28 protein-coding genes are annotated in these 26,156 nt (G+C 34.4%); 21 read left to right on the top strand and 7 right to left on the bottom strand.

Going from position 1 to position 26,156, the window contains the following annotated elements:
* The first annotated feature begins 9 nt into the window (after positions 1-9).
* From asbB to ACVWY7_RS07785, 7 genes are all read left to right on the top strand, one after another.
* A complete protein-coding gene (gene asbB, locus ACVWY7_RS07815) occupies positions 10-1,848 on the top strand; it encodes a petrobactin biosynthesis protein AsbB (RefSeq protein WP_031302420.1) in 1,839 nt (612 codons plus the stop codon).
* Positions 1,835-3,073, top strand: coding sequence for a 3,4-dihydroxybenzoic acid-AMP ligase AsbC (gene asbC, locus ACVWY7_RS07810; RefSeq protein ID WP_456523739.1), 1,239 nt, complete (start codon positions 1,835-1,837; stop codon positions 3,071-3,073). The genes asbB and asbC overlap by 14 nt, the downstream gene beginning before the upstream one ends.
* Positions 3,070-3,345: a petrobactin biosynthesis protein AsbD gene (gene asbD / locus ACVWY7_RS07805; RefSeq protein WP_001250565.1), complete on the top strand. Its 276-nt coding sequence runs from the start codon at positions 3,070-3,072 to the stop codon at positions 3,343-3,345. Before asbC ends, asbD begins: the two co-directional genes overlap by 4 nt.
* Before the next feature lie 23 nt (positions 3,346-3,368).
* On the top strand, positions 3,369-4,352 hold the full coding sequence (gene asbE, locus ACVWY7_RS07800) for a petrobactin biosynthesis protein AsbE (protein WP_000200716.1): 984 nt from the start codon (positions 3,369-3,371) through the stop codon (positions 4,350-4,352).
* Positions 4,353-4,389: 37 nt separating this feature from the next.
* The gene (gene asbF, locus ACVWY7_RS07795; protein ID WP_017561878.1) at positions 4,390-5,232 is read left to right on the top strand and encodes a petrobactin biosynthesis 3-dehydroshikimate dehydratase AsbF; all 843 of its coding nucleotides are present in this window, start codon (positions 4,390-4,392) and stop codon (positions 5,230-5,232) included.
* 125 nt (positions 5,233-5,357) lie between these two features.
* Positions 5,358-5,564: an alpha/beta-type small acid-soluble spore protein gene (locus ACVWY7_RS07790; protein ID WP_000113545.1), complete on the top strand. Its 207-nt coding sequence runs from the start codon at positions 5,358-5,360 to the stop codon at positions 5,562-5,564.
* A gap of 235 nt (positions 5,565-5,799) precedes the next feature.
* Positions 5,800-7,029 carry an MFS transporter gene (locus ACVWY7_RS07785; RefSeq protein ID WP_033650209.1) on the top strand — a complete coding sequence of 410 codons (1,230 nt, stop codon included), beginning with the start codon at positions 5,800-5,802 and terminating at the stop codon, positions 7,027-7,029.
* A 53-nt stretch (positions 7,030-7,082) separates the two neighbouring features.
* Here ACVWY7_RS07785 and ACVWY7_RS07780 read toward each other — a convergent pair whose 3' ends face one another.
* Complete coding sequence (locus tag ACVWY7_RS07780; RefSeq protein WP_001287296.1) at positions 7,083-7,697, bottom strand: LysE/ArgO family amino acid transporter; 615 nt, start codon at positions 7,695-7,697, stop codon at positions 7,083-7,085.
* A 115-nt stretch (positions 7,698-7,812) separates the two neighbouring features.
* Between ACVWY7_RS07780 and ACVWY7_RS07775 the strand changes: the two genes are divergently transcribed.
* On the top strand, positions 7,813-9,258 hold the full coding sequence (locus tag ACVWY7_RS07775; protein WP_456523738.1) for an aminotransferase-like domain-containing protein: 1,446 nt from the start codon (positions 7,813-7,815) through the stop codon (positions 9,256-9,258).
* Between the two features lie 12 nt (positions 9,259-9,270).
* Complete coding sequence (locus ACVWY7_RS07770; RefSeq protein ID WP_000816382.1) at positions 9,271-9,438, top strand: DUF3933 family protein; 168 nt, start codon at positions 9,271-9,273, stop codon at positions 9,436-9,438.
* 108 nt (positions 9,439-9,546) lie between these two features.
* On the opposite strand, the gene ACVWY7_RS07765 is transcribed toward ACVWY7_RS07770, so the two are convergent.
* Both ACVWY7_RS07765 and ACVWY7_RS07760 read right to left on the bottom strand, forming a co-directional pair.
* Positions 9,547-10,512: a patatin-like phospholipase family protein gene (locus tag ACVWY7_RS07765; RefSeq protein ID WP_001990345.1), complete on the bottom strand. Its 966-nt coding sequence runs from the start codon at positions 10,510-10,512 to the stop codon at positions 9,547-9,549.
* Between the two features lie 87 nt (positions 10,513-10,599).
* Positions 10,600-10,740: a YjcZ family sporulation protein gene (locus ACVWY7_RS07760; protein ID WP_000540419.1), complete on the bottom strand. Its 141-nt coding sequence runs from the start codon at positions 10,738-10,740 to the stop codon at positions 10,600-10,602.
* Positions 10,741-10,963: 223 nt separating this feature from the next.
* On the opposite strand from ACVWY7_RS07760, the gene ACVWY7_RS07755 reads away from it, so the two are divergent.
* The 4 genes from ACVWY7_RS07755 to ACVWY7_RS07740 all read left to right on the top strand — a co-directional run bounded on the left by ACVWY7_RS07755 (position 10,964) and on the right by ACVWY7_RS07740 (position 13,816).
* Complete coding sequence (locus ACVWY7_RS07755; RefSeq protein WP_456523737.1) at positions 10,964-11,716, top strand: YwqG family protein; 753 nt, start codon at positions 10,964-10,966, stop codon at positions 11,714-11,716.
* Positions 11,717-11,861: 145 nt separating this feature from the next.
* Positions 11,862-13,022, top strand: coding sequence for a transglutaminase domain-containing protein (locus ACVWY7_RS07750; RefSeq protein WP_000520828.1), 1,161 nt, complete (start codon positions 11,862-11,864; stop codon positions 13,020-13,022).
* A gap of 103 nt (positions 13,023-13,125) precedes the next feature.
* Positions 13,126-13,323, top strand: a complete 198-nt coding sequence (locus tag ACVWY7_RS07745) for a DUF4083 domain-containing protein (protein ID WP_456523736.1) — start codon at positions 13,126-13,128, stop codon at positions 13,321-13,323.
* A gap of 31 nt (positions 13,324-13,354) precedes the next feature.
* Positions 13,355-13,816, top strand: a complete 462-nt coding sequence (locus tag ACVWY7_RS07740; RefSeq protein ID WP_000024995.1) for an NUDIX hydrolase — start codon at positions 13,355-13,357, stop codon at positions 13,814-13,816.
* Positions 13,817-13,861: 45 nt separating this feature from the next.
* Here the strand turns inward: ACVWY7_RS07740 and nadE are convergent, their stop codons facing one another.
* Complete coding sequence (gene nadE / locus ACVWY7_RS07735) at positions 13,862-14,680, bottom strand: ammonia-dependent NAD(+) synthetase (protein ID WP_000174879.1); 819 nt, start codon at positions 14,678-14,680, stop codon at positions 13,862-13,864.
* Positions 14,681-14,951: 271 nt separating this feature from the next.
* Here nadE and ACVWY7_RS07730 point away from each other — a divergent pair, with 271 nt between their 5' ends.
* The 3 genes from ACVWY7_RS07730 (at position 14,952) to ACVWY7_RS07720 (ending at position 18,461) form a co-directional block, all read left to right on the top strand.
* Positions 14,952-16,832: an FtsX-like permease family protein gene (locus ACVWY7_RS07730; RefSeq protein WP_456523735.1), complete on the top strand. Its 1,881-nt coding sequence runs from the start codon at positions 14,952-14,954 to the stop codon at positions 16,830-16,832.
* 116 nt (positions 16,833-16,948) lie between these two features.
* On the top strand, positions 16,949-17,236 hold the full coding sequence (locus tag ACVWY7_RS07725) for an AbrB/MazE/SpoVT family DNA-binding domain-containing protein (protein ID WP_000648333.1): 288 nt from the start codon (positions 16,949-16,951) through the stop codon (positions 17,234-17,236).
* 274 nt (positions 17,237-17,510) lie between these two features.
* Positions 17,511-18,461: a serine protease gene (locus ACVWY7_RS07720; protein ID WP_078384349.1), complete on the top strand. Its 951-nt coding sequence runs from the start codon at positions 17,511-17,513 to the stop codon at positions 18,459-18,461.
* Positions 18,462-18,501: 40 nt separating this feature from the next.
* Here the strand turns inward: ACVWY7_RS07720 and ACVWY7_RS07715 are convergent, their stop codons facing one another.
* On the bottom strand, positions 18,502-18,810 hold the full coding sequence (locus tag ACVWY7_RS07715; protein ID WP_001259897.1) for an ArsR/SmtB family transcription factor: 309 nt from the start codon (positions 18,808-18,810) through the stop codon (positions 18,502-18,504).
* A 107-nt stretch (positions 18,811-18,917) separates the two neighbouring features.
* Between ACVWY7_RS07715 and ACVWY7_RS07710 the strand changes: the two genes are divergently transcribed.
* A complete protein-coding gene (locus ACVWY7_RS07710) occupies positions 18,918-19,853 on the top strand; it encodes an aldo/keto reductase (protein WP_456523734.1) in 936 nt (311 codons plus the stop codon).
* 48 nt (positions 19,854-19,901) lie between these two features.
* Positions 19,902-21,077: an MFS transporter gene (locus tag ACVWY7_RS07705; protein WP_456523733.1), complete on the top strand. Its 1,176-nt coding sequence runs from the start codon at positions 19,902-19,904 to the stop codon at positions 21,075-21,077.
* 189 nt (positions 21,078-21,266) lie between these two features.
* Here ACVWY7_RS07705 and ACVWY7_RS07700 read toward each other — a convergent pair whose 3' ends face one another.
* Together ACVWY7_RS07700 and ACVWY7_RS07695 are read right to left on the bottom strand one after the other, a co-directional pair.
* The gene (locus tag ACVWY7_RS07700) at positions 21,267-21,491 is read right to left on the bottom strand and encodes a hypothetical protein (protein WP_000162606.1); all 225 of its coding nucleotides are present in this window, start codon (positions 21,489-21,491) and stop codon (positions 21,267-21,269) included.
* An 84-nt stretch (positions 21,492-21,575) separates the two neighbouring features.
* Positions 21,576-21,923 carry a DUF4257 domain-containing protein gene (locus ACVWY7_RS07695; protein ID WP_000426320.1) on the bottom strand — a complete coding sequence of 116 codons (348 nt, stop codon included), beginning with the start codon at positions 21,921-21,923 and terminating at the stop codon, positions 21,576-21,578.
* Positions 21,924-22,119: 196 nt separating this feature from the next.
* On the opposite strand from ACVWY7_RS07695, the gene ACVWY7_RS07690 reads away from it, so the two are divergent.
* From ACVWY7_RS07690 to ACVWY7_RS07680, 3 genes are all read left to right on the top strand, one after another.
* Entirely contained in the window at positions 22,120-22,647 is a 528-nt protein-coding gene (locus ACVWY7_RS07690; protein WP_001019115.1) for a DinB family protein, read from the top strand.
* 179 nt (positions 22,648-22,826) lie between these two features.
* On the top strand, positions 22,827-23,876 hold the full coding sequence (gene rsgA, locus ACVWY7_RS07685) for a ribosome small subunit-dependent GTPase A (RefSeq protein ID WP_001073056.1): 1,050 nt from the start codon (positions 22,827-22,829) through the stop codon (positions 23,874-23,876).
* Positions 23,877-24,080: 204 nt separating this feature from the next.
* Positions 24,081-26,063 (top strand): HAMP domain-containing methyl-accepting chemotaxis protein, encoded by a 1,983-nt coding sequence (locus tag ACVWY7_RS07680; protein WP_000533101.1) that lies wholly within the window; start codon positions 24,081-24,083, stop codon positions 26,061-26,063.
* The last annotated feature ends 93 nt before the right edge of the window (positions 26,064-26,156 follow it).

Here is a 26,156-nt window from a genome sequence, read left to right as displayed (position 1 = left end):
GAGGGGGTTATGAGAATGGATATGTATCATACGAAAATATTGAAAGCGATTGAGTCAGAAGATTATATTTCAGTACGAAGAAGAGTTTTACGTCAATTAGTAGAGTCGTTAATTTATGAGGGGATCATTACGCCAGTTCGTATAGAAAAAGAAGAACAAATTCTTTTTCTTATACAAGGACTTGATGAGGACAATAAAAGTGTCACGTACGAATGTTACGGAAGAGAACGAATAACATTTGGACGTATCTCTATAGATTCATTAATAGTAAGAGTTCAAGATGGAAAACAAGAAATACAATCAGTGGCGCAATTTTTGGAAGAAGTTTTTCGAGTTGTTAACGTAGAACAAACGAAATTAGATTCTTTTATTCACGAATTAGAACAAACGATATTTAAAGATACGATTGCACAATATGAAAGATGTAATAAGTTGAAATATACTCAAAAATCATACGATGAATTGGAAAACCATTTAATTGACGGTCACCCGTATCATCCTAGCTATAAAGCGCGCATTGGGTTTCAATATCGAGACAATTTTCGATATGGATATGAATTTATGAGGCCAATAAAACTTATATGGATCGCAGCGCATAAGAAAAATGCCACTGTAGGTTATGAAAATGAAGTGATTTATGACAAAATTTTAAAAAGCGAAGTAGGCGAGCGTAAATTAGAAGCGTATAAGGAACGAATTCACAGTATGGGATGTGATCCAAAGCAGTATTTGTTTATACCTGTTCACCCTTGGCAGTGGGAAAATTTTATCATTTCAAATTACGCTGAGGATATACAGGATAAAGGTATTATTTATTTAGGGGAATCAGCGGATGATTATTGTGCGCAACAATCTATGAGAACGTTAAGAAATGTTACGAATCCAAAGAGACCATATGTAAAGGTATCGCTGAACATACTTAACACTTCGACACTCCGTACGCTGAAACCATATTCAGTTGCGAGTGCACCAGCTATATCGAATTGGTTAAGTAATGTCGTAAGTCAAGATTCTTATTTAAGGGATGAATCACGTGTAATTTTGTTAAAGGAATTTTCGAGCGTAATGTATGATACGAATAAGAAAGCCACATATGGTTCATTAGGGTGTATTTGGCGTGAAAGTGTTCATCATTATTTAGGTGAGCAAGAGGATGCAGTTCCTTTTAACGGATTATATGCAAAAGAGAAAGATGGAACACCCATTATTGATGCATGGTTAAACAAATATGGGATAGAGAATTGGCTACGATTACTTATTCAAAAAGCGATTATACCAGTTATACATCTTGTTGTAGAGCATGGGATCGCACTCGAATCACACGGTCAAAATATGATTTTAGTTCATAAAGAAGGATTACCTGTCCGTATTGCATTAAAGGATTTTCATGAAGGACTTGAGTTTTATCGTCCATTCTTAAAAGAAATGAATAAATGTCCGGACTTTACTAAAATGCATAAAACGTATGCGAATGGAAAAATGAATGATTTCTTTGAAATGGATCGTATCGAATGTTTACAAGAGATGGTACTAGATGCACTGTTCTTATTTAATGTAGGAGAGTTAGCTTTCGTACTTGCGGATAAATATGAATGGAAAGAAGAAAGTTTTTGGATGATAGTGGCCGAAGAAATTGAAAATCATTTTAGAAAATATCCACATTTGAAAGATAGATTTGAAAGTATTCAGTTATACACTCCTACATTCTATGCGGAGCAATTAACGAAGCGTCGATTGTATATGGATGTGGAATCGCTAGTTCATGAAGTTCCAAATCCATTGTATAGAGCAAGACAACTTAACATACAAAAATCAGTTGCTACAGGGGGAAATTATGCTAATTGTTAATAGAGAAGAGTATAGCAAAAGTGATTTTGATTTGAGATTACAAGCTTATGAGGAAATGGAACAATTTCAAGAAGCAGCAGGAAATAGATTTGCACTTTGTCTGAAAGATCCATTCGATATTATTACGCTTGTGTTTTTCTTAAAAGAAAAGAAATCATCCGTGTTACTTATACATGAAGATACGCCAAAAGAAACGGCTATTGAAATGGCGAAGCGTGCAAATTGTATCGGAATTTTATATGGAGAAAATAGCGATTTTACGAAATTAGAAGCAGTGAATTATTTAGCAGAAGAGCCTTCTTTATTGCAATATAGTTCTGGAACTACAGGAGAACCGAAACTGATTCGTAGAGCATGGACGGAAGTTGATACAGAAATTAAGGCTTATAATGAAGCTTTAAACTGTGAAATAGATGAAGTACCGATTGTTATGGCTCCTGTTTCACATTCATACGGATTAATATGTGGTACGTTATCTGCAATTACGAGGGGAAGCAAACCTATCATCATTACGAATAAAAACCCTAAATTCGCATTAAATATAGTTCGCAATACAGAAAGACATATCATATATGCAGTACCACTTATGCTACATATTATGGGGAGTTTTCCGCAAGGAACGTTTCAGTTTCATAAAATTATGACATCCGGAGCACCTTTGCCAGAAGCATTATTTTATAAACTAAAAGAAACGACAACATATATGATGCAACAATACGGTTGTTCTGAAGCAGGTTGTATTAGTATATGTCATGATATGAAAAGCCATTTAGATTTAGGAAACCCGCTACCTCATGCGAGTATAAGTATAGGTTCAGATGAAAATGAACCGGAAGAAATCGTAGTGAAAATGAATGATAAGGAAATTTTCACGAAAGATTTAGGGTATAAATCTGAACGTGGCCTTCATTTTATGGGACGTATGGACGATGTGATTAACGTTTCAGGATTAAAAGTGTTTCCTATAGAGGTAGAAGAAACGATGCTTCGATTGGAAGGTGTGCAAGAGGCGATTGTATATCGAGGGAAACATCCTGTCATGGGGGAAATTGTTAAAGCGAAAGTAATCTCTCATATTGATCAAGTTCAAATAAGAGAATGGTGTATGCAGCATTTACCATCTTATAAAGTTCCGCATGAGATTGAAAGTGTAACTGAAATTCCGAAAAATAAAACTGGAAAAGTAAGTAGAAAGTTACTAGAGATGGGAGAGGTTACAATATGAGACGGGAAGCGTTAAAGAATGCTGTATTAAAAATTATGACAGAAAAAATGGAACTGAAAAATGTAACGCATTTAGAAGAAACGATGCGTTTAAATCAAGATTTATATATTGATTCAGTAATGATGTTACAACTCATTGTATATATAGAAATGGATGTAAAGCTATGCGTTCCAGAGGATGAGGTAGACCCAAAAGCATTTCTTACTGTAGGATCTTTGCTTGATTTTATGGAGGAGTTGCAGCCGTTACAGGACGTAAATGTGAATAACTAACCTTTAGGAAAGTGGATGATAGTATGACTTCAATTAAAGTGCACTGTTTAGTTAGTTGTTTTTGTGAAATTATAAAAAGGCGTAGCGACATAGATTTTCGCCCATTTTATTTTGGACTATGGGATGGAGACTTTGATATAACAGAAGGTGGCATTATTTCGTATCACTCCGAAAATATTAACCATGATCATTATTTATTATGGTATGAAAAGTTGTATGGTATGAAAGTGAACGAATGGTATGACCATGCAAAAGATAAAGATAGTAATGTAGAAACATTTTTACAATTAGTAGAAAATAAGCCAGAGAATCGCTATGTCATTGTAATGGTCGATATGTCTCTATTACCAGAGAGGGAAAATAAATTTCATCAAAAACCGTTTCCGCATTATTTAATGATATCGGAGACAGAGAAAGAAGAAGAGTGGTTCATGCTAGATCCTGATTTTCGCTGGGAAGGGAATATGGAAAGAGAAAAAGTACTTTACTCTGTTCAAGATAACCCATTTGGTGGAGGATATTTCATTGATGTAGAAGAAATTCAGGAGCCAACAGCAGAAATGGTAGCGAGTTATTTCATAGAAACTTTTAAAAGAAACGACAATGAACTGACTATGGAGCTGAAAAACTTAATTATAAAAATGGCAAATGAAGAAGAAGGGTATTTGCTTTCTGGTCTTGTAGCGGCAGTAAAACAAATACCAGTACTTGCAATTCGTAAATATAGTTATGAACATGCCTTTGCATACTTCCGTGAAACGTTGCAATATTCGGAGCAAGAATTTGATTATTGGTGTGATCGGGTAGAAGATATTGTACAAGGATTTACAAATGTACAGTATCGTGCAATTAAAATGGCAATGACAAATAATAAAGGTATGTTATCATCAATTGTTGAAAAGCTGGATGAAATGAATGCAATTGAACTACAAATTAAGACTGAATTAGAGAGACAGTTTTTATTATGGAAAGAAATGAAATCAAATGAGTCTGTTTTAGTATTTTAAAAACTTTACTGAATTTAAGATAAGGGAGTTCAAACCTATGAAATATTCACTATGTACCATTTCATTTCGCCATCAATTAATTTCATTTACTGATATTGTTCAATTTGCATATGAAAATGGTTTTGAAGGCATTGAATTATGGGGGACTCATGCACAAAATTTGTATATGCAGGAGTATGAAACGACAGAACGAGAATTGAATTGTTTAAAGGATAAAACCTTGGAAATTACGATGATAAGTGATTACTTAGACATATCATTATCGGCAGATTTTGAAAAAACGATAGAGAAATGTGAACAACTTGCAATACTAGCTAACTGGTTTAAAACGAATAAAATTCGTACGTTTGCTGGACAAAAAGGTAGTGCAGATTTTTCGCAACAAGAGAGACAAGAGTATGTGAATCGTATTCGCATGATTTGTGAATTATTTGCTCAGCATAATATGTATGTACTTTTAGAAACACACCCAAATACGTTAACGGATACGTTGCCTTCTACTTTGGAATTATTAGGCGAAGTAGATCATCCGAATTTGAAAATAAATCTTGATTTTCTTCATATATGGGAGTCTGGTGCAGATCCAGTTGACAGCTTCCAGCAACTAAGACCGTGGATACAACATTACCATTTTAAGAATATATCTTCAGCAGATTATTTACATGTGTTCGAACCGAATAATGTATATGCAGCAGCGGGAAATCGTACTGGTATGGTTCCATTATTTGAAGGCATTGTAAATTATGATGAGATTATTCAGGAAGTGAGAGATACTAATCATTTCGCTTCACTCGAATGGTTTGGACATAATGCGAAAGATATATTAAAAGCAGAAATGAAAGTACTAACAAATAGAAATTTAGAAGTAGTAACTTCTTAATATAAAATGATGAAAGAGTCTCTCATTGTAGAGACTCTTTTTTAAAAATATCAATAACCAAAAATTACCATGTATTTAAATTAAAATTTAACACAATTTATATATAAATAAGGAGGTGATTGGTAATGGCTAGAAATCGTAATTCTAATCAATTAGCATCACATGGAGCACAAGCGGCTTTAGATCAAATGAAATATGAAATTGCACAAGAGTTTGGTGTACAACTTGGCGCTGATACTTCTTCACGTGCAAACGGTTCTGTAGGTGGTGAAATTACAAAACGCCTAGTAGCGATGGCAGAACAACAACTTGGTGGCGGTTATACTCGCTAATTGTAGAAGGTTATAGGAGAAAGGAAGGATTCTTCCTTTCTTTTTTTTCAATTAATTGGTATGGATATATTGTGAACTGGACTCAAAGAATAGGAATAATACTATGTTTTCCCCAATTTCTTTTGTTGTGAATGGGAAGTAGTAAAGATGTAATAGCCCTGGTGGAATGAAAAATTACGTTCCAGCAGGGCTATTACATGGTAAGAAATATATGATGAAAGGTTTCGAAGCCAACATGTTAAAAAAAGAAAACTGTTGTTTAATTGCGCTTGCATCAGTTCCACTTGTTATGACATTAGGGAATTCAATGCTCATTCCAATCCTGCCGACAATTGAAAAAAAATTACATATTTCATCGTTTCAAGTATCCATGATTATTACAATTTACTCTATCGTAGCCATTCTACTTATACCGATTGCTGGTTATTTATCAGATCGATGGGGGAGAAAGATGGTAATGGTTCCGAGTTTGCTGATTGCGGCTATAGGAGGAGCGATAACTGGTTGGGTATCTTGGAAAGTTGATAATCCCTACACTTGGATATTGATTGGTAGAGCGATTCAAGGTATTGGTGCTGCTGGTGCAATGCCAGTTGTTATACCGTGTGTTGGTGATTTATACAAGGATGAAAAACAAGTTAGTACAGGTTTAGGAATCATAGAAACATCCAATACATTTGGGAAAGTGTTGAGCCCTATTTTAGGATCTGCTCTTGCTGCCATTGTATGGTTCTTACCATTTTGGGCGATTCCAGTTTTATGCATAGTATCAATTGTTTTATTACTTGTTCTAGTAAAGGCAAAGAAACAAGAAGGAGAAGTACCGCCACTTAAAGAGTTTATCAAATCTATTGTCGCTACGTTTCGAGAAAAGGGAAGATGGTTGATTGCCATTTTTGCATTAGGTGCAATTATTATGCTTATTTTATTCGGAATTCTCTTTTATTTGTCAACTATATTGGAATCAAAGTATGACATTCATGGTATATGGAAAGGGTGTGTACTTGCGATTCCGTTACTTGTACTGTCACTTAGTTCATATATGGCTGGTAAAAAAATTGGAGATAATCAAAATGTGATGAAGAAGTGTATTTATATTGGTTTTTTAATGGCTGCTGCATCAGTTATCATTCCTTTATTTATAAAAGGGATTTATTTACTACTTCTTTGTCTCGTTATTATGGGGATAGGAATTGGTATGGCACTCCCATGTTTAGATGCTCTCATTACACAAGGGATTGAAAAGGAGCAAAGGGGAACGGTTACGTCATTTTATAGTTCTATGCGATTTATCGGTGTAGCAGCTGGACCGCCTCTATACTCTTTTTTCATGAAAGGTACTGACCATGAAGTGTTTTATTTAACAAGTATTTTCGCTGCTATCGGTGCTGTTATAGCGATCATTTGGATTAAACCAGCAAAAGATGCAAAGAACGTAAAACAGAAACCGGAACCTACTTCATAATTTGAAAGAGAATTGCATGATGTTTTCAGTAACATGCAATTCTCTTTCGTTCACTAAGAATAAATAACTTGTTTTAACATATAAAGTGCGACACCCCATATGATGAGACCAGAGAATTTATTTAATAATACGATTGTCTTTCCGGTTGAGTCTAGTCTTTTTAGAAATTTCCCCGCTACAGCTAAGCTTATAAACCAAATCCAAGAAACGATAATAGTTGCAAGTGTGAAAGCCCATTTTTCATTTCCTATGTATTGAATAGAATTGGTTCCAATTACACCGATTGTATCTAAAATTGCATGTGGATTTAATAAAGAAACCGATGCGGCGAAAAGGATTTGCTTTTTTAAGGGCATACTTTTTTCTTGTTTTACATCGTTGGAAGGGTTACTTCTCCAAATAACAAAGCCCATGTATAGGAGAAAGAAAAATCCAATTATATATAACGAGTTAGTTAGCCAAGAAAAAGTAAGGAGTACAAGGGAGACACCTTGTACCGCTATCAATATGAGTAACGTATCACATATAGAGGCAGTTAATACTACAGGGGCTGCCCTCCAAATATTTGGTTGGCTCGCACCTTGGTTAAAGACGAAAACATTTTGGACGCCTAATGGAATGATAAGACCAAATGCAAGAATGATACCATGAATAATTGCCTCACTCATCATATTACCTCCTATTTAAATTTATTATGATAGTGTATATTGTATAGAAGAAATGAAAATTTGTATCCATCCATATGGTTGGGGAGGTTACCAACCAAAAAGAATATAAGGTGATATGATGGAAAGATTCGTTTGGAAACCGAATATGTCTCTAGCGATTCCTCTATATAAACAAATAGAAACGTATATTAAGGAAAGAATCGTTAATGGTGAATGGACTGTTGGAACGAAATTACCTTCGCAAAGAGATTTGGCACATATATTTGGTGTGAACCGGAGTACAATTGTAATGGCTTTCGATGAACTAGCGGCAAAGGGGTATATTGAAGGGAATGGCAGAAAAGGAACAATTGTTGTAAATAATAATGAGAATGCTTCAATATACGCACCCCCGCCTAATTGGCAGTCTTATGTAGAAACAGGACTTCATTATCCAAATCTGCCTGCTATTCAAGAAATTAATCAAGCTGAATTTTATCCGCATGTAATTCGTTTAGGAACAGGTGAGCTCGCACCAAGTTTTTTACCTGAAAAAAAGATGAAAGATATTATGAATAAGCTTTTAGGAGCAAAGTTGACACTTGGCTATGAAGAGCCGAAAGGAAATCTCTCTTTAAGGGAGAAGATTGCGGACTATTTAAAAGGACATGGTATTTATGTAACTCCTGATTCTATATTAATTGTTTCAGGAGCAATTCAAGCATTGCAACTTATTTCTATGGGGCTGCTTCCAAAAGGGGCATCTATCTTATTAGAAAAACCATCTTATTTATATTCGCTTAATGTTTTTCAATCAGCAGGAATGCGATTAATTGGTATACCGATGGATGAAAACGGTTTACATGCATCATATATTCCAAAATATAAGAAGCAATTTAATGCATCTATTTTATATACAATCCCGTCTTTTCATAATCCGACGAACTTTAGTATGAATGCGAAGAAACGGATAGAAGTAATGGAAATATGTAATGAAATTGGATTGCCTATTATAGAGGACGCGGTATATCAAGACTTATGGTTTGATAAGCCTATTTCAAAGCCTTTAAAGGCATATGATAAAAACGGAATTGTACTACATATTGGGAGTATGTCTAAAGTCATTAGCCCAGGATTAAGAATCGGATGGATTGTTGGATCTGAGCCTGTTATTCAAAGATTGGCAGACATAAAAATGCAAACAGATTATGGTTCGAGTTCTATATCCCAGCAAATTGCAGCGGAATGGTTTACAAATGGATTGTATGATGAACATTTACAGTTTGTAAGAATTCAGTTGAAAAAACGCAGAGATTTTATGTTAAAAATGTTAGAGAAATATTGTTGTGATATAGCAACTTGGTATGAACCAGTAGGTGGTTTTTATATTTGGTTACATATGAATGTACCCGTTTCAAACCGTAGCTTATTTGACAAAGCTTTGAAAGAAAAGATTTTATTAAATCCAGGTACTTTGTATGATAGAAGTGCAAATCAATTTTTGCGCTTATCATATTCATACGCAACATTAGAAGAAATTGAAATAGGTATAAAAAAACTTGCACAATTAATGAAAAAGTAAGAGGAGAAAGTAATGAAACAATATGTAATTTGCCAAATTATCAATGGAGAAAAATATTTAGCTGCTTATGCGGAGACGAAGCAGGAGGCGATTGAAAAAGCAGAATTGTTAGGATTACGAACGGGAAATCGATACACAGTTATTACTGCGGAGGAAGCTGACGGTTTAACGTATCCGTAAGCAACGTATAATAAATTACGCAGGAAGTAAATAAGCCTAGTAATATATAATATTACTAAGCTTATTTTTTTGAAAGCGTTACGTGTGCTCATATGAAAAATAATAGTATTATGAGTCAAGTTGACGGAAATACCGATTTGTTTTTCGGTCCTGATTTCCGTTTCTATATTCATCAATATATTGTCTGAAATTCCATGATTGTAAAAACTTATTTGCAGCGTTAAAACCAGAATTGTATAGCCACTCTTTTTCTTCTATTGTTAACTCAAAGTTTGTACTAGTAATGGACCCAGTTGGAATTGTAATTGTTCTTGCTTTTGATTCTTTGTCTAAATGACGTAAATCATGGGCTTGCATCATTGTTTTAAATAGTCCTTTGAACATGGAGATAGGCTCGTTATAGTGAGCAGGGTCAGCTTGGATATCATCTTTTACGAAATGAAATCCAAAAGTCGGCCAGCGAGGAGAGGTAGGTGAATCGAAAATCCAAATTGGATAATTGCTTAAAATCCCTCCATCAACCATATAACAAGGTTGTTTCCATTTTGGGGTTCGCCATTTTACCGGTTCAAAAAAGAAGGGGATTGTACTACTCATTCTTACAGCCTTCGCAATAGAGAAGCGATAATTTAAAAATCCATAGTTCGGTAAATCATCAGGAAAGATAACCATTTTACCATTGCTTATATCAGAAGCGATAATTTTAAGCTTGTTTAAATCAGGTAAATCTGTAAATAAGTGAACTCCTTTTTTTCGAAGTAATTCTTCGATCCATTCTTCGATAAAAATATTAGAGTAAATACCAAGAGTAGTCCATGCGCTTAATCCTTTTCCAATAAACGGGATTCTGTCAATAAAGGTTCTCTTCGTAAATTTATCATAATCAATATTTGTTATAATCGTTTTTAGCTCTGAGCAAGAGTATCCTGCTGCTAGGAGCGCAGCGATGATTGAACCAGCTGATGTCCCAGCTACACGTTCCCATTCATAGCCTTTTTCAGCTAACGCACAAATTGCCCCTACATGCGCAATTCCGCGTACACCGCCTCCTTCAAAAACACCATCAATTTTCATCAATTCTACTTCCTTTCACATAAAAAATTTGAAAATGGCAAAAAAGCACGTATTGTACGTGCTTTTTTACAATAGTTTTTAAATTTACTAGCAGCCTACAAAGCCGCCCCAACAGCTAGCTCCGATGATGATTAGAAGGATGAATAAAACGATTAATAAAGCGAAACCTCCATAACCACAACCGCCGCCGCCATATCCGTAACCACAGCAACTATATCCGTAACCCATGTGGAATTCCTCCTTAAATTAAAAATAAAAATGAATGAGGGGAAAATGTACTGGAAGAAATAATGAACTATCGTGTTTGTAGGAACAATGTATACTATGCTTTTTTTAACTTGTTCGCGTATGGAGGATGAGCCCGTTTTTTGAAGGCTTGTTGTTTTTGCAAAGAATGGAGTATAATTTTTGTGCGATGATACAAATAAGTATGTAAATATAAGGAGAATGTATGAATAAACAAATTGAAGTATTAATTGATAAATATGGGCTGACACATTTAAAAGAGGAACTTATTAGCACTGTATTTCCTTGTGTGAAAGTTGTGCCAAAGCAGGAGGAAACTGTTGTGATAGGTAGTTCGAAAATGGGAGGAATTCCTGATTTGCCATGTGCATTTGAATACCCAATGCACAAAGGAAATCCGTTACAGTTTATCGCTCAATTTAATTTAAATGATTTACAAAATATTGGTATGAATCACGATCTTCCTAAGACGGGGATGTTATATTTCTTTACCGTGGAAAATTACTTTGAAGAAGATGTGAATCCAACTGAAGCGGGGCTTGTGCTTTATTATGATGTTACTGTAGAGCAATTACGAAGAGCAGATGAATTGCAAACGAATTATAACCAGTGTGCAATTACTTTTGAATTAACGTATAAATTGCCAGAGCTTTTCATTGAAGATGAGGCTGATTCAGACCGTTTCTTGCAATTACTTGAAGAACTAATCCCAGACAACTATGATAACCATCAAATGTTTGGAGAACCATTCTCTGTACAAGATGAGGTATTATACGAGACTGGACAATATATGGACATAGATCCGCAGCAAATGACGCTTTTATTCCAAATTGATTCAGATACTAAAAATTGTAATATGATGTGGGGAGATTTAGGGATGCTTTATTTCTGTATAGGAAATGAAGACTTGAAAAATCGACGTTTTGAAAATGCGTGTTGTGTATTACAAACATGTTAATGAAAAGGGTTGTTCTTGTAAAAAGAACAACCCTTTTACAATGTTAAATATGCATAATCTCATATGACCTATACGAAAAAGTATTGTATACTCTGAAACTATACGATACTTTTTCGTATAGTTATAGAATGTAAGGAGTGACGAGATGGGAAAGACAAGTAAGTATGTGACAGCTGCCGCACTTTGTTCAACTATAGTAATGGGGGGCTTACACGCGTCATCTGTATCTTATGCAGCTACAAATCCGACTGTAGCGACAACACAATCAGATGCAAAGTTATTAAATGATTTCAGAACAGAATTAAAAAAACAGATTGATAATCGAGAAGAAAATATTACAATCACATATAAAACAAAAGATAGAAATGCTAGAAATATTATGGATCAATTGTATGGCGAGTTTAATAAAATTGTAGATGCAGATGAGTATGTAAAATATAATATAGCATCTACTAGATATTCCATTAAAGGGTTACCAGGAAACTATACGTTTACACTGCAAGTGAAGTACCGTGAATCAAAAGAGCAAACACAATATGTAAAATCTCAGGCAAAAGCAATTATCGGCTCGATTGTAAAACCAGGAATGGATGAGCATGAGAAAGTAAAAGCTATTCATGATTACGTTGTAAAACATGTATCGTATGACACGTCGTATCAAGCATATACAGCATATGAAGCGTTAGCGAATCGCTCTGCTGTGTGCCAAGGATATACGTTATTAACATATGAATTACTAAAAGAAGCGGGTATCCAAAACCGCATTGTAACAGGCACAGGAAATGGACAAGCTCACGCATGGAATTTAGTAAACATTGAAAACAAATGGTATCATCTTGATACGACATTCGATGATCCAGTACCAGATAAAGCTGGGCGCGTAACATATTCATATTTTAATATGTCTGACGAACAATTAAGTAAAGATCACGACTGGGATCGTAGTAAATATCCAGCAGCAACTGCAAGCTACTTTAATGAATTAACAAACAAAATAAAAGCTGGTAGTTCAAAAACTGCTACATATGAACAAATGTTAAAAGAAACAAATTTAAAATATTTGTCTGCGCAATACGGGGCAGACAATTACAGTGAATTTAAGAAAAAATTACAGCAACAATTCGCTTCTAAGCCAGAGAAGGTAGAAGTACGTTATAAGCAATCCATGGATGGAACAATGCAAGATATAAAGAAAGTGTTAAATGAAATAAACTGGCCAAAAGGTGCAAAGCGTGTGTCTTATCAAGTAGCGCCTTATAGTGCTATGGCAGGTTATTCATTAGCTACAATTACATTTACGTATTAATCGGTGAAAGAGAGTATCTGTAAAGGATGCTCTTTTTCTTATGTATTACCCTAAAAATCAGAATTGTATGATAAAATAAAAAGAGGAAGGATGTGGAATCTAAATGAATTTTTTCGAGAATGATATTTTTACATTGATATATACTTGTTTAGCAATCGGACTTATCGTTTTGTTTTTCCTATCATTTACTTTGTTCATTAAAAGAGTATTGCAAAGCAGTGCAGCAAAAAAACAACAAGTGATGCATATGAATCAGAAGCTAGATCGAATTATTGAATTGCTTGAAAAAGATAAGGAATAGCGATAAAAGAAGTATGAAAAGGGGAAAGAGAATGGCCAATTATATAAAAGAATTACGCGAAAAAGTAGGGCATGATTATGTTTTCTTAAACTTTGCTGGTGGTTGTGTATTTAATAAAGAAGGAGAAGTATTACTGCAAAAAAGAGGCGACTTTAACGCTTGGGGCTTTCCAGGGGGCGCAATGGAGATAGGAGAATCGGCTGCGGAAACTGCAATTCGAGAAATAAAAGAAGAAACCGGGTATGATGTAGAAATAAATGAACTTATTGGAGTGTATACAAAATATTTTCAATCATATCCAAATGGAGACAAGGCGCAGTCAATTGTGATGTGTTTTTCATGCTCAATAGTTGGAGGCGACAAAAAAATAGATGGTGATGAAACGTTGGATTTGAAGTTTTTCCCGTTAGACGACATGCCACCGTTATTTTGTAAACAGCATGAAGATTGCCTGCAAGATTTATTGGAGAAAAGGGTAGGGGTATATCGTTAACATAAAAAAGAAGCTAAATGAGATTAGCTTCATTTTATATGTTATTTATTTCCACCAATCATCAAACATTGATGCTGGTACTTGTCTTTTATGCTCACTCACTGTGTAACGTTTTTCAATCTTTTCTGCAACGTCAGCTGGAACTGTTTTACCTTCTAAATAGTCATCAAGTTGATCATACGTAATACCTAACTCTGTTTCATCAGCTTGACCTGGTTTTTCATCTAATAAATCAGCTGTTGGCATTTTTAAGTAAAGTCGCTCGTCCGCACCTAATTCTTGTAATAGAGCGCGTCCTTGGCGTTTCGTTAATCCCGTTAATGGTAATAGGTCTGCACCACCATCTCCGAATTTTGTAAAGAATCCTGTTACAGCTTCTGCAGCGTGATCTGTTCCGATAACAAGGAGCCCTTTTTGTCCACCGATTGCATATTGTGTAACCATGCGGATACGTGCTTTCACGTTACCTTTATTGAAATCTGTTAACGATTCATCTAATAAGTTTTCGTATTGATTTGAGAAAGCATCAACGGTTGAAGCGATATCAAATGCAACAGATTGATCAGCTTGAATAAATTGTAATGCTAATTGCGCATCATCTTCGTCTTTTTGCACTTTATAAGGAAGGCGCACGGCGATAAACGTTGCGTTACCACCTTCATTACGAATTTCCTCCACTGCAAGCTGAGCTAAACGTCCAGCTAATGTAGAGTCTTGCCCGCCACTAATTCCAAGTACAAATCCTTTCGCACCTGTTTTTTTTACATAATCTTTTAAGAAATCAACACGTTTACGGATTTCTGCTTTCGGATCAATTACAGGTTGAACATGTAATGCTTTCATAATCTGTTCTTGTAATGTCATTATGTTTTCCTCCTATTCATATTAAAGCGGTAAATAAGTTTATATGTATATTGGTACATACTTCTATCCTTTATTATTTCGCAAAATTAACGAATATACAATAGGATGTGTGTATGAATATGAATGTAGTCATTATAATGAAACTGCATCGTTTAAGCAATTTTTTTGAAACCTTTCAATAATGTAAGGTTTTTGTCATTTGAATCGATGGAAGGTATTTCCGTACTTTACTAATATAAGAACATAGTTAGTAGAAGGGCGGAGAAGTAATATGAATATTAGAGAACTCGCATATCGGAATGTGACGCGAAATAGACGAACATATTCAGCATATTTTTTAAGTAGTGCATTTGCTATTATGGCCTTTTTTGTTTATTCGTTTTTTGCGTTTCATCCGGCATTAAGCGCTGGAGAATTGGGACGATATGTGTTCGTAAGTATGTCTTTTGCACAGTCCATTATTTACTTATTTACATTTTTCTTTATTTTATATTCGATGGGAATGTTTTTAAAAACGAGAAAGCGTGAATTAGGAATTTTAATGATGTTAGGTATGACGAAATATCAATTAAAGCGTCTTATCTTTTTTGAAAATATTATGATTGGAATAGGGGCAATTATTTTTGGGATACTTGCTGGAATGCTATTTTCCGGAATATTAATATTTATAGCTCCAATGATATTAAAGTTAGATATTTCCTTACCCTATTACATTCCAATGAAAGCCATTGTTGTAACGAGTATTATGTTTTTCGTATTATTTATGATCATTTCATTGTTTAGTGCAGGGATGATTCGAAAAAATAAAATTATGAAATTGTTTAGAGGATCAGCAGAAGCGAAGCCAGAACCGAAAGCATCCATTATTTCTTCTATATTAGCAGTTATATTACTTAGTGCCGGATATGCAGGAGCGCTTATGTCACACGGTGCAATGGTATTTTTCATGATGATTCCTGTTACAACGGTAGTCATTATTGGTACGTATTTGCTGTACAAGCAGTTGAGTGTTTGTATTATTAGACTATGTAAAAAAAGTAAACGTTTTTATTGGGCACAGACAAATATTATTACGTTGTCAGATTTAGCTTACCGTATGAGAGATAACGCAAGAATGTTCTTTATTGTAACGATAATTTCAACTGTAGCATTTTCAGCAATAGGTACATTAGTTGGCTTTACATCAATGACAAAGAAGATTATGGAGAAGCCAATTGCGTTTCATTACCACTCCAAGCAAGGAAATAGTAATGAATTACAGCATTTGAAGATGATTGACGAAGGATTAAAGAAACATAGTATAGAGGCTTCAAAAACTAATATTTCAACGAAGAAAACGGAGGAGCAGTCGTTAAGAAGCGCCACTTTTATAAAGGAATCAGACTATAAGAAATATGCAAAGTTAACAGGAGAATCCTTTCATGTAGTATCTAAAAAAGAAGTTTTATTTTTGTCAGTCGATATACCGGGACCACCGATGAAAGAAAGAAAAGAAATTACTTTGCCACATTTGAATGAACCTTTAAAAGTGAAAAAAGTTAATACTTCTTCATTAAGTAAAATAATAAGAGGTAACGTTTATGTAATCTCTAACAAGCAGTATGATGCATTACAAGATGGATTTAAAGAGGAAAAAAATTATGTATACAAAACAGAAGGAACGAAAGATGAAATTGAGGTTGGTAAAGAACTAACACATCAGATGAAACCTTATGAAGAACATGCAACGTTTAGTGCAGAAGAGTACGCACAAAACCAAAGTTTACAAATTGCAGGACCAATTCTATTTGTAGGTTTCTTTATCGGTATTGTATTTTTCGTATGTGCAGGAAGCTTCCTTTATTTCCGTTTGTTTTCTGATTTGGAGGATGATACTCGTTTGTTTGAAATGATTCGAAAAGTAGGCTTAACGAGCGGAGAATTATCGAAAGTAGTTACAATCCGATTGGGACTTTTATTCTTTGTTCCAATATGTGTTGCAACATTACACGGGGCAGTAGCGTTAACTGCACTCGGGCAGATGTTTGAGTACTCACTATTTAAAGAAAATACGATTGTATTAAGTATTTTCGTAGGAATTCAAGTTGTATATTTCTTACTGATTCGATCTCGTTATTTAAAACAATTGAAAGAGAGATTATATATTCGTTAAATGTGTTTTTTTAACTTGAGTACAAAATTTTCTAAAAAGAGGCAGGTATTACCAAAAAGTGATAAAATGGAAAAAGCGAGGTGGAAAATTTAATAAAAAGTAAGGGAGGAAGTAATATGAAAGCAACAGGAGTTATTCGAAAAGTAGACGAATTAGGACGAATTGTTATTCCTAAAGAATTACGTGATGTATTGGGAATACAAATCAAATCACCGCTTGAAATTTTCGTAGAAGAAGACAAAGTCATTTTACAAAAATATCAACCTTACAATGCTTGTCAAATAACAGGTGATGTTTCAAATCAAAACATATCATTAGCAAATGGAAACATTACTGTTAGTATAGATGGAGCGAAATATTTAATAAAAGAAATAGAGCAGTTTTTAAACAAGAGTGAGGTTTAGTCCTAATTTATATTATTTTAAAAATTTCATATCATTCTTTAAAGACAATAAAAGGACCAATTTAGTGGTCCTTTTATTTTGGTTATTGGTTGTACCAATCGGATTTTTGGTGTCTACAAATTACGAGATAAATAAAAGAGTAGTATAAATTTCGTAAGCCTTATTGAGAAATATTTTTAAGGAAGGAAAACGAAACAACTAAAACGAATGTTACATGTAAGCATTTTCAAAAGTGGTCTGAAATGAAAATAATATATTTTCAGGAGGGATTACGATGAACAGTAGTACAGCGAATAAACAAAAAGGTATACAATTGATTCCTTTTACAGTAGATAAGGTAGTTGAACAAGTAAATGAAATTCCACCAGGTGTACAACTCATTCATGCTCCACAAGTATGGGAGAAGAGTGCCAAAGGAAAAGATATTGTTGTTGCCGTATTAGATACAGGGTGTGATATGAATCATATAGATTTAAAGGATCGTATTATCGGTGGAAGAAATTTCACGAAAGATTACGAAGGGGATCCAAATATATATCTTGATAATAACGGACACGGTACTCATGTAGCTGGGACAATTGCAGCGACTGAAAATGGTGTAGGTGTTTTAGGGGTCGCACCACTCGCTAAAATGTTAGTGTTAAAGGTTTTAGCAGGAGATGGTTCTGGAAGTTATGAGCAAATTATTGATGCAATTCATTATGCTGTAAATTGGAGAGGACCTAATAAAGAAAGAGTTAGAGTCATTTCCATGTCACTGGGTGGCCCACAAGACGTTCCAGAATTACATGAGGCAATTCAAAATGCGGTAAAGCAAGATGTTCTTGTCGTATGTGCTGCTGGGAATAATGGAGATTGTAATGATAATACCGAGGAACTAGATTTCCCAGGTGCATACTCAGAAGTAATTGAAGTCGGCGCTGTCAATTTAGAAAGGAAAATCGCGTGTTTTAGTAATTCAAATCAAGAAATTGATTTAGTAGCACCAGGCGATGAAATATTATCTACGTATCCTGAAGGGAAATATGCGGTATTAAGTGGTACTTCTATGGCCACACCGCATGTTGCTGGGGCACTGGCATTGCTCATAAAGCAGTGTGAAAGGGAATATGGTAGAAAGTTATCAGAACCAGAAATATATGCACAGCTTATTAAAAGAACTGTACCTTTAGGGTATGAACGTACATCTGAAGGGAATGGATTAATAGATTTATTGAAAGAATAACAATTACTAAAAAACATCTCATATTTTTATGAGATGTTTTTTAGTATGGTTCTGTCGCATGTATTATGACATCCAATAAACCGGGGAATCTAGCATTTAAGTCATCTTCACGAATTGAAATGAAACGTTGTGTACCTTCAAGGCGTGTATACATAACACCGGATTCGCGTAAAACTTTGAAATGGTGAGATAAAGTCGATTTCGCAATTGGAATGTTTAACGAACCACAAGATTGTTCATTTTTTTCTAGTAGCATAGTTACAATTTGTAAACGAATTTGATCACTAAGTGCATATAAAATAGAAGAGAATTGAATTTCTTCTCGATTTGGATGATAGAGAGTACGCATTTTTTCACCTGCTTGTATAAGTTACTATATTTGCACTATAACATATAAAGTGGTATATTTCTATTGTTCGAATATAATCGAACAATAGAAATATAGGGGGAGAAAAAATGAAGTATACAAAATTGCAAAAGGCAGGACTAAATATTTCAAAGTTGGGGTTAGGAACAAACGCTGTAGGGGGACATAATTTATATGCTGATGTGAATGAGGAAGAAGGAAAACAATTAATAGAAGAAGCTATGGGGCAAGGGATTACCTTTATTGATACAGCAGATTCATACGGTTTCGGCAGATCAGAAGAATTGGTAGGGGAAGTATTGAAGGGAAAACGCCACGAAGTTGTACTTTCTACAAAAGGTGGAATACAGCCGCTATTAAATGGAGAGGTGTATATAAATAATGAACGAAACTATTTAAGAAATGCTGTGGAAAATAGCTTACGAAGATTACAAACTGATTATATTGATTTATATTATTTACATTTTACAAATCCAGAAACAAGTTATATAGATTCAATTGGAGAACTTACTCGCCTAAAAGAAGAAGGTAAAATTCGTTCAATTGGAATATCTAACGTAAACGTAGAGCAATTAAAAGAAGCGAATCAGCACGGACACATAGATGTTGTACAATCACCGTATAATATGTTGGATCGTACTGCAGGGGAAGAACTTTTGCCATATTGTATAGAATCAGGTATTTCATTTATCCCTTACGGGCCTCTTGCTTTTGGGATATTAGGTGGTAAATATACAGAAGATTTTAAATTGAACGAAGGAGATTGGCGTCAAAGTGTAAATCTATTTGAAGAAAATACATATAAGAGTAACTTTAAAAAAGTTGAGAAGTTAAAAGGCGTAGCTAAAGAAGAGGCTGTCGAAGTATCGCATTTAGCATTAGCATGGCTATTAAATAAAAAAGGAATTGATACTGTTATTCCTGGTGGGAAACGAGCGGAGCAAATAAGAGAAAGTGTAAGAGCTGTGGAAGTTTCATTGAATGAAAATGTCATGAAAGAGATTGAATCTATTTTAGAAGATTAGTTGAAGGAGGGATAGTTCCCTCTTTTTATATAAAAGGAGAAGATTTAAATGAAAAGAGTACTAGCTGTATTCTTTACAATCATGTTTATGATCGGTACAGATACTTTCTTAATTTCACCACTTTTGCCCACATTACAACAGGTGTATCATATTTCAACTGAGTTGTCAGGGTGGATGGTGAGCTCATATGCTTTAGGATACGCTGGATTTGCACTTATTGCTGGTCCTATATCAGATGGCTTAAATAGAAAAAAAGTGATGGTAATAGGAATGAGTTTTTTTGCGTTAAGTACATTTTTATGTGGAATGGCACCGAGTTTTCTATGGATGCTAGCATTTAGATTCTTAGCAGGTGTAAGTGCAGCCTTTGTATCTCCACAAGTGTGGGCATCTATGCCGCTCCTTATAGAGAAGGAGCAAATTGTAAAGGCATTTGGAATTGCAACAGCAGGGTTATCAATCTCTCAAGTTTTAGGACTGCCAGTTGGATCGTATTTGGCAATGATACACTATACAACACCATTCTTTGTCGTGGGTATATTATCAGCACTACTTGTCATTCTTATTTATGTAGTATTACCAGAAATACAACCGGTTCATATTAGTGGAAATAAAACAAACATCTTAAAGCGCTATAAACAATTACTTTCAGATTCAAAGGTTTTACTTTCTTATTTTGCATATTTTGTTTTTCAAACTGGTAATTTTGCTGCATTTTCATTTTTGGGTGTATGGCTTTCCATTCAATTTGGCTTACAAGTTCATGAAGTAGGTACAGCTATGCTCGTATTAGGATTAGGAAATTTAACTGGTAATATTTTAGGCCCTAGAATCGTAAATAAAATGGGTTATAACCTTTCTTTCTATGGTGGAATTATATTTACAGCGGTGCTATATGTATTACTTCCTCATGTAAAGAACATCGTATTGGTTGAGTTATTGTTCTTTGTTTTGTTTTTTGTGACAGGAATTTTGTTTGTATTAATGATGAGGCACTTACAAAACATGTCTAATGTAGCAAGAGGAACAGGAGCTGCTCTTGCAAATGCTTCTATGTATATTGGTCAAATGATTGGAGCGGCAATAGCAGGAATGTTATTTGCAACATCTCACAATTTTATATTTGTAGGTAGTTTTACTGCGTTATTATATATTATAGCTTTATTTCTGTTTAGAAAAAGTGAAAAGCTTACTGAAAATAGTGAAACAGGAATTGCGTCATAAAGTCTTTACAAATAAAAAAAGAGCCTAAAAATAAAAATCCCTATAGAGATAGGGATTAATATATCGGCATATAGTTCCTTGGAAAAGGATATACTGAGTATAACATATAGGACTACTTATAATTGTGAAATAGATGTGAAAGTAATGTGAAAAATATCAAAAAGAAAAGCACTGTTTTAGCTAATTGAACTAAAACAGTGCTTTTCTTTTTGATTGAACGGTTGCTGCATTTTCATCATGTATGCCTGCATCTTTAATAATTCGTTGTTTTGCTTTATTTAATAGATGGTTTACTGCTTCACCAAAATAGTTAGCTTCGCTTTTTGTGCGGGCTTCTCGTAAACATTTATAGTTTTCTAGCAGTTCCTCTTTTTCAGTGTTTGTTAAGAAATCTTCTATTTTCTTTTTTGTCATACGAAACACCCTTTCTTCTGACAAACGACGCAATAGAAAATATTTATTGTTTATTATAGCAATAATTTTAAAAAAAAGTATAGACTAACGTCGTAATAATTTGTCAATTTCTTGAATCTTCTCATCAGCTTTCCCAATTTGTGTGTTTTTAGCCTGCTCACCACCAAGCGCTTGATGTAGTAAGAAAGTCTGACCAGAAATAGCAGTCACAATGGATACTTTAATAATTTCTTTTATTAAGGTGACATCGAATAAAACGAGTCCAAGAAGTGCAGCTAGACTGCCAGTGAAAATATCAGTCAAAAACCCAAAGTGAAAAAAAGTTTTCAAACGGCGTGGAAGCAATAACTTACCTTGGTTATTGATTAGATGGGAAACGAAACCGGTAATGCCACCAACGAGAACAGCGGTTAGCCATTGATACATTTCCATCGAATCCACTCCTTTTAGTGAATAAGATTCGATTATTTTATATTGATTCCTTTTAATATTTCATAGAAGCATATTGAGAAAGTTTGTTTGGTGTTTTTCTATATTCAATTTAATTATAGCAGAAAAATCTGATATATATGAGTCTATTATATGAAGCAGTTATTCCTTAATATGAATGTAGAAAGGGGGGCGTGATATGAATATAGATTACCGAATAAGAAGTGTGGATGGTTATACAAAAAATATAGGGGAATTAGTAAGCATGCTGGAGCATACGAGGGCTGTAACATTACAGGAAATAAACAATCTATCAGTTGAGCAATTAGATTCAATTATGCCAAGTGGAGGGAATTCCATCGGAGCTTTATTAAAGCATATAGCAGCTATTGAAAAAGCACATCAGCTTATTTCATTTGAAGAGCGTGACTTTACAAAGGAAGAATTAGAAATATGGGAAGACGCACTGTATTTAGGGGAATCGGGGAGAACGATTCGCGGACATGAAATACAGTATTATGTACAACTTTTGCAAAAAGTTCGAGAAGAATCTCTGAAGTATTTGAGTGAACAAGATGATGCATGGCTAATGTCAGAAAGAGAGTGGCCTAACGGTGTAGCGCATAACCAGTACTATTTGTGGTTTCACGTGCTAGAAGATGAGATTAGTCACCGTGGGCAAATTAGAATGATGAAAAATAAATTATTTGAAAATTACGTTAAATGAGGTAGCTTTTTAAATAAATATTCCATATAATGAGAGTAATTAAAATGAGAACGGGGTGATGTATTATGGCGAAAATAACTTATATGAATCATAAACCAAATACAAAGGTGGATGGAAAGGGCGATACTATATAAGTGAGCGCACGATCCTTCCGCTTATACACTAGGGAGGATATCAATTTGAATCAAAATATTTTAGAATCGTTCGGCTGGGATTCTTTTTTTGAGGAACAAGCTGTAGAGAACTTTGAAGTAGGGCGTATTTTACTCGAGCATAAGCATATATATCGAATTATTTGTAATGATGGTGAATATATGGCAGAGCTGTCTGGTAAGTTTCGGCATGAAGCAGTAACGAAGGGTGATTATCCAGCGGTTGGTGATTGGGTGTATATAAAGAAAATAGAGAATGAAAAGAAGGCAATTATTCATCGTATTTTTCCTAGAAGAAGCTCTTTTTCTAGGCAAGAGGCTGGTACTCGAACGGAAGAACAAGTAATAGCAGCAAATGTAGATTATCTATTTTTAGTGAATGCACTGAACCATGATTTTAACGTAAGAAGAATAGAACGTTATTTACTATTAGCATATGAAAGTGGTGCAATGCCAGTTATTGTTTTAACAAAGAGTAGCTTATGTGAAGACGTGGAACAGAAAATTGTAGAAACAGAAGCTGTAGCAATTGGTGTTCCGATCTTCGTCGTTGATAGTTTAGAGCATACTGGTATTGAATCGTTGCAACAATTTGTTACTTCAGGAAAAACAATTGCTTTAGTCGGTTCATCTGGGGTTGGAAAATCTACTTTATTAAATGCACTCATTGGAATTGAAGTAGCAAAAACGGGTGATATTCGTGAGGAAGATAGTAAAGGAAGACATACGACAACTCATCGTGAATTGTTCCGATTACCGAGTGGTAGTTTAGTTATTGATACTCCTGGTATGAGGGAGCTACAGCTTTGGGAAGGAAGCGATGCGATTCAAACAACATTTTCTGATATTGAAGAACTAGCAAAAACGTGCCGTTTTAGGGACTGCAAGCATGAAAATGAGCCAGGGTGTGCAGTGCATAAGGCAATTGATAACGGAATTATTACGATAAATCGTTTGCAAAGTTATAAAAAATTACAAAGAGAACTAGCCTATTTTATGAGAAAACAAGATGCTGTTCTTGCAAGAGCAGAGCGTGATAAGTGGAAAAAGATTTCTAAACAGCATAAAAAAATGTGAAAAGTCAAAGGGTGATTCCCTTTGGCTTTTTGTATTTGTAAATTTTATAATAATATTATTCATATATATGGACAAAGAGAAATTAATTGTTTAAACTTTACAAAGTATTCATCATAATAGGTTATGAAAATAATAATTAGGGAATGGGAAATATTTATAGTTCACTAAATTTAACTTTTGAAATTGAAAAGCAGGAGGTTTGTAATGGGTAGACTATTAAATTCGTTTCGTGATATGAAAGTAGCAAAAAAACTACTAATTTCATTTTTCGTCATTTTAATTGCGGCTGTCTCTATTATCGGAGGCATGTCTTATCAAACAGCTAAAAAGAATTTTGAATCACAAATTACGAGTAGTGCTCACGACAATATAAAAATATTAGATAATTTAATTAATCAAATGATTGAGGCAAAATTTAATGATGTAAATAATTTTGCACGGGTGATTCAAGGTAATATGTATCAAGGGGATAATCAAGATGAATTAAGAAAAATGTTATCTCAATATATCAACTTGAATAAAGATGTTGAACAAGTATATGTTGCTGGAAATGATAAAAAATTTGTACAAGAACCAAATATACAAATGGCAGCAGACTATGATCCAACAGAACGTTCTTGGTATAAAGATGCAGTAGCAAAACAAGGTGGTATTGTAATTACTGAGCCGTATAAAGCAAAGGGAAATGGACATATTGTCGTAACGATTGCAAAACAAGCAGAAGATAAAAACGGTGTTGTTGCGATAGATTTAAGTTTAGATAACCTATTAAAAACAACAAAGTTAATCAATATTGGTAAAAAAGGATATGCTTTCATTTTAGATGGGAAACAAAAAATAATTGCACATCCTCAAGAGAAGTCAGGAGAAAAAGCAGCTGATTCTTGGGCGAAGAAAATTTATGAAGATAATCATGGTGCTTTTTCATATACGTATGACGGTAGCGAAAAGCAAATGGTATTTGCTACAAATGTAAAAACTGGTTGGAAAATTGGCGGGACGATGTACTCAAATGAAGTAATTGAAGCTGCGCAGCCTGTATTTTATAATATGTTAATTGTTATGTTCATTTCATTAGTTATAGGCGGGGCTCTTATTTATTTCGTGACACTTTCTATTACGAAGCCATTAAAAAGATTAGTTGCCACTTCTAAAGAAATAAGTGAGGGAGATTTAACGCAAACAATTGATATTCATTCTAATGATGAAATTGGTCAACTTGCAAAAGGATTTAATGAGATGACTGATGCATTGCGAACGTTAATCGGAAGAATTAATACTTCGGCTGGACATGTTGCAGCAGCATCAGAAGAGCTCACGGCAAGTGTAAGACAGGCGAGTGAAGCGACTGAGCAAATTACGATGGCAATGGATGAAATATCGAGCGGGGCAACAACGCAAACGACAAGTGTAGAAAATGGTGCAATGTTATTATTTGATGTAACAGAAGGAATTCAGCATGTAGCAAATAGTTCATCATCGATTAATACGGCTTCTGCTCATACTCGTGAAAAAGCAGAAGATGGTGGAAAACTAGTAGGAAAAACAGTAAACCAAATGCAGTCTATTGCAGAATCTGTTTCACAATCAGATGAAGTTATACAGTTATTAAATAATAAATCAAAGCAAATTGGTGACATACTAGAAGTCATTCAAAATATTGCAGATCAAACAAACCTTCTAGCTTTGAATGCAGCAATTGAAGCTGCAAGAGCAGGAGAGCATGGAAGAGGATTTGCAATTGTTGCAGATGAAGTACGTAAATTGGCTGAGAAGTCTAGCGTATCTTCTAGTGAAATTAGTAAATTAATATGTGAAATACAAGATGACATGAGTAAGACGGTAAAGTCTATGGGTCATGTAAATGAGGAAGTTCAATCTGGACTTGTTATTGCGAATGAAACGAAGCAAAACTTTACTGAGATTTTACAATCTACAAATGAAATTGCAGATCAAATTAAAACGATGGTTGAAACAGCTAACGGGATGTCAAAAGGTGCAAATGAAGTGTCTATTTCGGTTGGGCAAATTGCAATGACAGCGCAGAATAATGCGACGAGTACTCAAAACGTTGCAGCATCAGCGGAAGAACAATTAGCTTCGATGGAGGAAATTGGTTCTGCAGCTGGTACGCTTTCTCAAATGGCTGAAGAGTTACAAGTATTAATTGAAAGATTTAAAGTTTAATAGAGAACAGACTACTCCAAAATAGCAGTATGCTATTGGAGTAGTCTGTTTTTTTGTAAAATTAAATAGAAATAGACAATACTTTTATGAGGT

This window comes from Bacillus sp. TE9106W, from assembly GCF_054062215.1.
Note: the sequence above shows the minus strand (reverse complement) of the source record. Positions and strands in the feature narration are given on the sequence as shown.

Bases quoted from the DNA above. Each gene is read 5' to 3' on its own strand.
- asbB (WP_031302420.1), top strand. From the start codon at position 10: ATGAGAATGGATATGTATCATACGAAAATATTGAAAGCGATTGAGTCA.
- asbC (WP_456523739.1), top strand. From the start codon at position 1,835: ATGCTAATTGTTAATAGAGAAGAGTATAGCAAAAGTGATTTTGATTTG.
- asbD (WP_001250565.1), top strand. From the start codon at position 3,070: ATGAGACGGGAAGCGTTAAAGAATGCTGTATTAAAAATTATGACAGAA.
- asbE (WP_000200716.1), top strand. From the start codon at position 3,369: ATGACTTCAATTAAAGTGCACTGTTTAGTTAGTTGTTTTTGTGAAATT.
- asbF (WP_017561878.1), top strand. From the start codon at position 4,390: ATGAAATATTCACTATGTACCATTTCATTTCGCCATCAATTAATTTCA.
- ACVWY7_RS07790 (WP_000113545.1), top strand. From the start codon at position 5,358: ATGGCTAGAAATCGTAATTCTAATCAATTAGCATCACATGGAGCACAA.
- ACVWY7_RS07785 (WP_033650209.1), top strand. From the start codon at position 5,800: ATGTTAAAAAAAGAAAACTGTTGTTTAATTGCGCTTGCATCAGTTCCA.
- ACVWY7_RS07780 (WP_001287296.1), bottom strand. From the start codon at position 7,697: ATGAGTGAGGCAATTATTCATGGTATCATTCTTGCATTTGGTCTTATC.
- ACVWY7_RS07775 (WP_456523738.1), top strand. From the start codon at position 7,813: ATGATGGAAAGATTCGTTTGGAAACCGAATATGTCTCTAGCGATTCCT.
- ACVWY7_RS07770 (WP_000816382.1), top strand. From the start codon at position 9,271: ATGAAACAATATGTAATTTGCCAAATTATCAATGGAGAAAAATATTTA.
- ACVWY7_RS07765 (WP_001990345.1), bottom strand. From the start codon at position 10,512: ATGAAAATTGATGGTGTTTTTGAAGGAGGCGGTGTACGCGGAATTGCG.
- ACVWY7_RS07760 (WP_000540419.1), bottom strand. From the start codon at position 10,740: ATGGGTTACGGATATAGTTGCTGTGGTTACGGATATGGCGGCGGCGGT.
- ACVWY7_RS07755 (WP_456523737.1), top strand. From the start codon at position 10,964: ATGAATAAACAAATTGAAGTATTAATTGATAAATATGGGCTGACACAT.
- ACVWY7_RS07750 (WP_000520828.1), top strand. From the start codon at position 11,862: ATGGGAAAGACAAGTAAGTATGTGACAGCTGCCGCACTTTGTTCAACT.
- ACVWY7_RS07745 (WP_456523736.1), top strand. From the start codon at position 13,126: ATGAATTTTTTCGAGAATGATATTTTTACATTGATATATACTTGTTTA.
- ACVWY7_RS07740 (WP_000024995.1), top strand. From the start codon at position 13,355: ATGGCCAATTATATAAAAGAATTACGCGAAAAAGTAGGGCATGATTAT.
- nadE (WP_000174879.1), bottom strand. From the start codon at position 14,680: ATGACATTACAAGAACAGATTATGAAAGCATTACATGTTCAACCTGTA.
- ACVWY7_RS07730 (WP_456523735.1), top strand. From the start codon at position 14,952: ATGAATATTAGAGAACTCGCATATCGGAATGTGACGCGAAATAGACGA.
- ACVWY7_RS07725 (WP_000648333.1), top strand. From the start codon at position 16,949: ATGAAAGCAACAGGAGTTATTCGAAAAGTAGACGAATTAGGACGAATT.
- ACVWY7_RS07720 (WP_078384349.1), top strand. From the start codon at position 17,511: ATGAACAGTAGTACAGCGAATAAACAAAAAGGTATACAATTGATTCCT.
- ACVWY7_RS07715 (WP_001259897.1), bottom strand. From the start codon at position 18,810: ATGCGTACTCTCTATCATCCAAATCGAGAAGAAATTCAATTCTCTTCT.
- ACVWY7_RS07710 (WP_456523734.1), top strand. From the start codon at position 18,918: ATGAAGTATACAAAATTGCAAAAGGCAGGACTAAATATTTCAAAGTTG.
- ACVWY7_RS07705 (WP_456523733.1), top strand. From the start codon at position 19,902: ATGAAAAGAGTACTAGCTGTATTCTTTACAATCATGTTTATGATCGGT.
- ACVWY7_RS07700 (WP_000162606.1), bottom strand. From the start codon at position 21,491: ATGACAAAAAAGAAAATAGAAGATTTCTTAACAAACACTGAAAAAGAG.
- ACVWY7_RS07695 (WP_000426320.1), bottom strand. From the start codon at position 21,923: ATGGAAATGTATCAATGGCTAACCGCTGTTCTCGTTGGTGGCATTACC.
- ACVWY7_RS07690 (WP_001019115.1), top strand. From the start codon at position 22,120: ATGAATATAGATTACCGAATAAGAAGTGTGGATGGTTATACAAAAAAT.
- ACVWY7_RS07680 (WP_000533101.1), top strand. From the start codon at position 24,081: ATGGGTAGACTATTAAATTCGTTTCGTGATATGAAAGTAGCAAAAAAA.